Genomic DNA, 6803 nt, shown 5'->3' on the forward strand with positions numbered 1-6803 from the left:
AAGCGGATTTCTCTCGCTCGTTGTCCTGCACTTACTTGGTTTTCGGATGCAGATCAGCCTTTGCAGGATGTGATTCTTTGGCAAGATGGCCGTTGGGATTGAGAATGGTTCTCGAGCGAGCGTCAGCATCAACTTTGCAAATTTCCGAGGGCACGTTTTGCAATCAGAAAACTGACGCAAATGAGACTGGAAACTAATTTTAGGTGGTAATTGATGTTGGTTTCCGCTAACAATGGAAAGTGACCTTTTCCAGAGTCATGAAAAGGTTTGTTTTCCTTAGCTTTTTAGGTTTCGAAGTATGAGACAGCGTTTAAATCCAGCCCGCGGTTTCACCCTGGTGGAATTGTTGGTGGTCATCGCCATCATTGGGGTCCTGGTGGGCTTGCTGCTGCCCGCAGTTCAAGCAGCACGCGAGGCGGCTCGACGAATGAGCTGCAGCAATAATTTCAAGCAGCTTGGCTTGGCAATGCACAACTACCACAGTGCATTCAAGCAAATGCCGATGCATGGCGTCGGAACAGATGACGGAAACAATGCCGGACAGAACTGGTGGACTGGCTATACGACCAACAATCACTGGCGCCTTAGTGCGCTAGTGGGGATGACTCCGTTCGTGGAGCAGCAAGCACTTTGGGAGCAAATCTCAAACCCAAGTGCGCAGCGAACCGACGGTAACACTGGAGCGGGAATTGGTACGATCACCAACCCTTGGCCCGCGATGGGGCCAACTCCCGACAATATCCAGTACATTCCTTGGGCTAGCGAGATTCCAGCCCTTCGCTGCCCTAGCGATCCCGGTACAGGTTTGCCGTCACTCGGCCGGAGCAATTACGCATCATGTATGGGGGACTCGCATTGGCGCGCTCAACAGGGTGAATTGGACCCCGACGTCGGGCCGACAAACAGCGGTTATGCACAAGAATCTCGCGCAGCAAATCGTGGCACATTCATTCGGCACAAGTCAATGAAGTTCCGCGACGTGCTGGACGGACTCTCCAACACAATTGCCATGATGGAAATTACGACGGACTTGGGTGATAAGGACACACGGACTCAGGGGAAAAAGCATCCCAATGGTCAACCTGCACAGACTGAAATTCGCGACAACCCGCATCTTTGTTACGAATCGGGAATGATCGATCCTCTTCGTCCTCAGTTCTGGGTTGCGGGAGCAGCCAATGAATTCGATGCGATTACGAAGGGGCGAGGCTATCGCTGGGCGGACGATCAATTGATGCAGTCAATGGCATTCACTATCGCGCCACCTAATGGTGCCGTCTGCATGCCACACGACAGCAATGGGCCGTCTCATGCAGGTGGCTCAAGTCGTCACCAAGGCGGTATTCATGTCCTGATGGGTGACGGTGCGATCAAATTCATCACGGACTCGATCGAAGCTGGAAATCAGCAAAATCCGGTTGTTTACACTGGCGGCACGGTAGCAAACAGAAATGTTCCGGGCGCCGCCAGTCCCTTTGGCCTTTGGGGTGCCCTCGGGACTCGTGGGGCGAAAGAGTCGATCGACACGGAACTGTAATCGCGTCTGAAACGAAGTCGCGTTGAGTCAACGAAAAACCCAGGACTTGAAAAAGCCCTGGGTTTTTTAATGGAATCAAAGAAGTGGCTCAGGACTAAGGTTTCGCGTCCGCTTCACTCATTCCTGTGCTTTCGGCTGCAACCATCGCTTCATATTCGGCGAGCTTGTCTTGTTCCACGCCATCGGCAACGTTTTTGGGTTCCGTGGAACTTCCGCATCCAGCGACGATGAAGACAACAAGCGAACTCGACAATAACCATCCTGCAAGTCGATACATTTTTCTCTCTTTCACAACGAAATTAGTGCTTGGGAAATCCAACCTTCCTTAATCCTAATGCTTTCGTGCCTCCGCTGAACTGCACGTCTGCTGGATTCCTACAAAAGACAATCAAAAAGGCGAGACGTTAAACAGCTTTTGCGCGAACGTTCGGTCGCGATTGCCAATCACGGTGAGACCACTCGAAATAACAACGACGGATCGACGCAAGATCATGGCGATCGCATTGGCGAGGAAGGTAGAACAGTGTTTCGAGCGTGATTGTAGGCTTTTCTCGCACCGAAGCCGATCCAGTGGGCGCGAAATCTGACGAATGATTCATGTGATTTCATGCAGCCAAGCTGATGTCGTTAACTGTTGGTCAAGCTAGTAGCGATTGGCGGGGTGTTTCCCCGTTATTCCCTTCTTCGCCGACGACGCGGCGGCATCTGCGGGATTCGTCGAATGTGGTCGACGGGGAACTCGGACGGTTGTTTGGGCAGGGGGGGCGCGTGAGAGGTATGCAGGTAACGCTGCCTTGTCGAATATTCGCGTGTCGGCTTCGCTTGTCTTAGGCTCGTTGCCTCGCTGCGGGAGATCGGCGATCCGGTCCTCGGCGTTGGTTACGTCGGGTCTTTACGACAGGCCAGGCTTTCTGGGCCGCTGGCGGTGAATTACTGCGGGTTCTTGTCCGGAAAGGCAGCAATGTTCTCGCTGGTCGCCATCAACCCATCGGCTAGAACGTTCGGTCGAACGATTGCTGTCGTTGTCATTGAAGTCTCGGCGAACCTGGTCGATCGCTTGTGCATGTGACTTTGTTCGTTGATGCCACTGAAAATCGATGCCACTGTAAATCTCTGCCGCTGTAAATCTCTGCCGCTAGCCATCAAGTCAGTTGCCGCAGCTGCTTTTTCAGCGTGTCGAAAACTTCAGCCTTGCTGGCCTGAATCTCTGCCGGCATTCTTGTTGTTAGCGGTGAGAGGCTGGCATCAGAGGCAAGTAGAGCGGCCGAACCCCAACGTAAATCACAACAGCCGTTCGCCTATCTTACGCAACCGCCCAGCTCGGTTGCGTTGCGGGCTGCTGCAGGGAATCTTGCTAGCGAAACTTTGCAGCAGCGATATTGGCATCGTGATTGCACTTCGGGCTTGCAGACTGCAGTAAAACACGGGTGTTTTGGCTCCGGTTGCCTCCTCGGCCTATCGCCTCTGAGTTCGATTTGCGGGCAAGCTACCAACGAAATTCACAATTTCTGCAAGAAGTGCCTCCAACGTCGTTGACGCCGGGAAGGAGCACCTGTATTCTTCGCCCTCGCTCGCAACATGAGCCGCCCACCGTCCTCCACCGCGAGGAAGTTGAGCGGCTGTCTTGCACAGCGACTTCTGCTGTTTCGGTCAAAAGCCGGACGCAGAAAACTGATATTTGACAATTTGGTTGTTTGGTAGTTGGCATCTAAATAAGAAGCAACTGCGAAGCTTTGTGGATCGAGTTCGATTCGGGAAACCGTTCGGCTTGGGAAGCGAAGTCTAGCAAATAGTTCTTTAAGAAGCGCGGCTGGCAAGAAATTGCTGGCCATAGAATTCAATAGAATCTGTGCGAGCTTGATGCGGCATCATTGGCAAGTCTTCACGGACTTGTTTCTAAGAGATGCATCAAGCACATGTGATATCGTTAATGTAGATAACTAACGAGATCCAAGTTCATCGCGTTGAGTTGTGGTCCGGTTTCGATCGGGTTGTGATTCGGCAAGGTGAGTTCGGGATTTCGATGGCCAATCTATTAAGGGCACATGGGGGATGTCTTGGCGTTGAAAGAATGAAGGGCGTGGAAGTCTGCGAAAATCTTGGGGGAGCTGACAAACAAGTAATGATCCCGAGGTGCCCGACTGCTGCATACTGAATTCATAGGTATGTTAGTAACAACCTGGTGAACTGAAACATCTAAGTAACCAGAGGAAGAGAAAGAAAAATCGATTCCGTCAGTAGCGGCGAGCGAAATCGGAATAGCCCAAACCGAGAGGGTTTCCCTCCCGGGGTTGTAGGACTCCAATATCTGATTGTGTGTTGTTAGTGGAAGGCTTTGGAAAGGGCCACCACAGAGGGTGACAGTCCCGTACACGAAAATAAACACACACGGTAGGAGCACCTGAGTAGGTCCAGTCACGTGAAACCTGGATTGAATCGACGGGGACCATCCCGTAAGGCTAAATACTCTTCAACGACCGATAGCGAACCAGTAGCGTGAGTGAACGGTGAGAAGAACCCCTGCTAGGGGAGGAATGTGAACCTGAAACCATGTGCCTACAAGCGGTCGGAGCCCTATGGTCTAGCTTGCTAGAAAATGGGTGACGGCGTGCCTTTTGCATAATGATCCGGCGAGTTGTGGTATGCGGCTTGGTTAAGTTCTTACGGAACGTAGCCCAAGGGAAACCGAGTCTGAATAGGGCGTTGGTCGTATGCTGCAGACGCGAAACCTGTGTGATCTACCCATGAGCAGGTTGAAGCGCGGGTTAAACTGCGTGGAGGACCGAACCCACTTAGGTTGAAAACTGAGGGGATGACTTGTGGGGAGGACTGAAAGTGTAATCAAACCAGGAGATAGCTCGTTCTCTCCGAAATATCTTGAGGGATAGCGTCGAGTAAATTAGTTACTGGGGGTAGAGAGACTGAATCGGATGGGGGCCCTTCCCGGGGTACCCCACCGAACCAAACTCCGAATACCGGTAACCGTACCTCGGCAGTCAGTCCCTGGGGGATAAGCTCCAGGGACGAGAGGGAAACAACCCAGATCGCCTGCTAAGGTCCCGAAGGACCACTTAGTCACTAAGGAAGTTGAAGTGCAGTGACAGCTGGGATGTTGGCTTAGAAGCAGCCACCATTTAAAAAGTGCGTAACAGCTTACCAGTCGAGCATTTCTGCGCCGATAATGAACGGGAGTAAGTGGTACACCGAAGCAGCGGATTCTAGATTTATCTAGAGTGGTAGGAGAGCGCCGATGATCAGATACGAGCCGTACGGTAACGAGCGGTGTCGGGGTCATCGGGTGATTATGCCGGAATGAGTAACGATAAAACAGGTGAGAATCCTGTTCGCCGAAAGCCTAAGGTTTCCTGGGGAAGGCAAATCCGCCCAGGGTTAGCCGGTACCTTACCCGAGGCTGAAAAGCGTAGGGGATGGATAGCAGGTCAATATTCCTGCGCTAGGCATACATTCGATGCTGGGACGGCGTCCGGAAAGTGAGCGGTACGACTAGAAATGTCCGTAGCGAACACTGAGGTGTGGGGGACTAAATCACCCTGCATAAGCCAAGGTATAGCTCGAGAGCATTTAAGTTCTCGAAGTCATTGGAAGGACGTCCAAGAAAAGCAGCTAAGTTATGTGTATGTTTAACCGTACTAAAACTGACACAGGTAGGCGAGATGAGAATTCTAAGGCGCTCGGGAGAACGGTGGTTAAGGAACTCTGCAAAATGGCCCCGTAAGTTCGCGATAAGGGGCGCCCTCTTTGGTTCACGCTGAGGAGGGCCACAGAAAATCGGCTCTAACGACTGTTTATCAAAAACACAGGTCTCTGCTAACACGCAAGTGGATGTATAGAGACTGACGCCTGCCCGGTGCTGGTAGGTTAAGGAAGAGAGTTAGCTCCCTCGGGAGCGAAGCCCGCGACCGAAGCCCCAGTAAACGGCGGCCCTAACTATGAGGGTCCTAAGGTAGCGAAGTTCCTTGTCGGGTAAGTTCCGACCTGCATGAAAGGCGTAACGATTTGAGCACTGTCTCAACCACCGACCCGGTGAAATTGTAGTTGTGGTGAAGATGCCACATACCCGCGGTTAGACGGAAAGACCCCGTGAACCTTTACTGTAGGCTGATATTGGGTTGAGATATGTTCTGTGTAGGATAGCTGGGAGACTTTGAGATCGGCACGCTAGTGTCGAAGGAGTCGTCGTTGAAATACCAGCCTGGTCATATTTTAATTCTAACTTTGATCCCCTGAATCGGGGCAAAGGACATTGTCAGTCGGGCAGTTTGACTGGGGCGGTCTCCTCCCAAAGAGTAACGGAGGAGTGCAAAGGTACACTCAGCATGGTCGGTAATCATGCGTAGAGAGTAAAGTTAGAAGTGTGCTTGACTGCGAGAGATATAACTCGAGCAGGGACGAAAGTCGGTCTTAGTGATCCGGTAATCCCGAATGGAAGGGTTATCGCTCATCAGATAAAAGGTACTCCGGGGATAACAGGCTTATCGCATCCGAGCGTCCACAGCGGCGATGCGGTTTGGCACCTCGATGTCGGCTCATCACATCCTGGGGGTGTAGAAGCTCCCAAGGGTTTGGCTGTTCGCCAATGAAAGTGGTACGTGAGCTGGGTTCAGACCGTCGTGAGACAGGTCGGTCCCTATCTGCCGTGGGCGTTCAAAACTTGAAGAGGTTCAACTTTAGTACGAGAGGATTTAGTTGGACGTAGCTCTGGTGTACCAGTTGTCGCGCTAGCGGCACGGCTGGATAGCTAACTACGGAACGGATAAACGCTGAAAGCATCTAAGCGTGAAGCCCGCTCTAAGATTAGGTTTTGTAAGTCATTGCGACGAAAGTCCCCAAGAAGACGACTTGGTTGATAGGCTGGACGTGTAAGCTCGGTAACGAGTTGAGCTAACCAGTACTAACGGACGAAGGTTTGGCCATCGATATCCCGCACTCATATGTTGGAATTCGTGGTCTGAACTGTAACGAAGTGAGGATAAAGAAGTTCAGGTCAGCTTCAAAGAGAATGCAACCGCTAATTAAATAGACGGATCCTCCTCGGGGGATCTGACAACTACCAAACAACATGTCATTCATACGGTGAAATACCCGTATGGATGGCTTTCTGGCGACCATATCGCAAAGGTTATACCTGTTCCCATTCCGAACACAGCAGTCAAGCTTTGTGAGTCGATGATAGTGCCTACCAGTGCGAAAGTAGATATTGCCAGATTTTTAAACCCTTCTTTGACTTCGGTCAAAGAAGGGTTTT

General features: G+C 51.6%; 2 protein-coding genes and 2 rRNA genes. 3 read left to right on the forward strand and 1 reads right to left on the reverse strand.

The features are described from left to right. Positions 1–298 precede the first annotated feature (298 nt). Positions 299–1537, forward strand: coding sequence for a DUF1559 domain-containing protein (locus tag Poly59_RS29020; protein WP_146537615.1), 1239 nt, complete (start codon positions 299–301; stop codon positions 1535–1537). A gap of 94 nt (positions 1538–1631) precedes the next feature. Here the strand turns inward: Poly59_RS29020 and Poly59_RS29025 are convergent, their stop codons facing one another. After that, complete coding sequence (locus tag Poly59_RS29025) at positions 1632–1814, reverse strand: hypothetical protein (RefSeq protein WP_146537616.1); 183 nt, start codon at positions 1812–1814, stop codon at positions 1632–1634. A 1748-nt stretch (positions 1815–3562) separates the two neighbouring features. Here Poly59_RS29025 and Poly59_RS29030 point away from each other — a divergent pair. Then, positions 3563–6472 (forward strand): 23S ribosomal RNA (locus Poly59_RS29030). A 183-nt stretch (positions 6473–6655) separates the two neighbouring features. Further along, positions 6656–6764: ribosomal RNA gene (gene rrf / locus Poly59_RS29035) — 5S ribosomal RNA — on the forward strand. The last annotated feature ends 39 nt before the right edge of the window (positions 6765–6803 follow it).

The sequence above is a fragment of the Rubripirellula reticaptiva genome, assembly GCF_007860175.1.
Lineage (GTDB): Bacteria > Planctomycetota > Planctomycetia > Pirellulales > Pirellulaceae > Rubripirellula > Rubripirellula reticaptiva.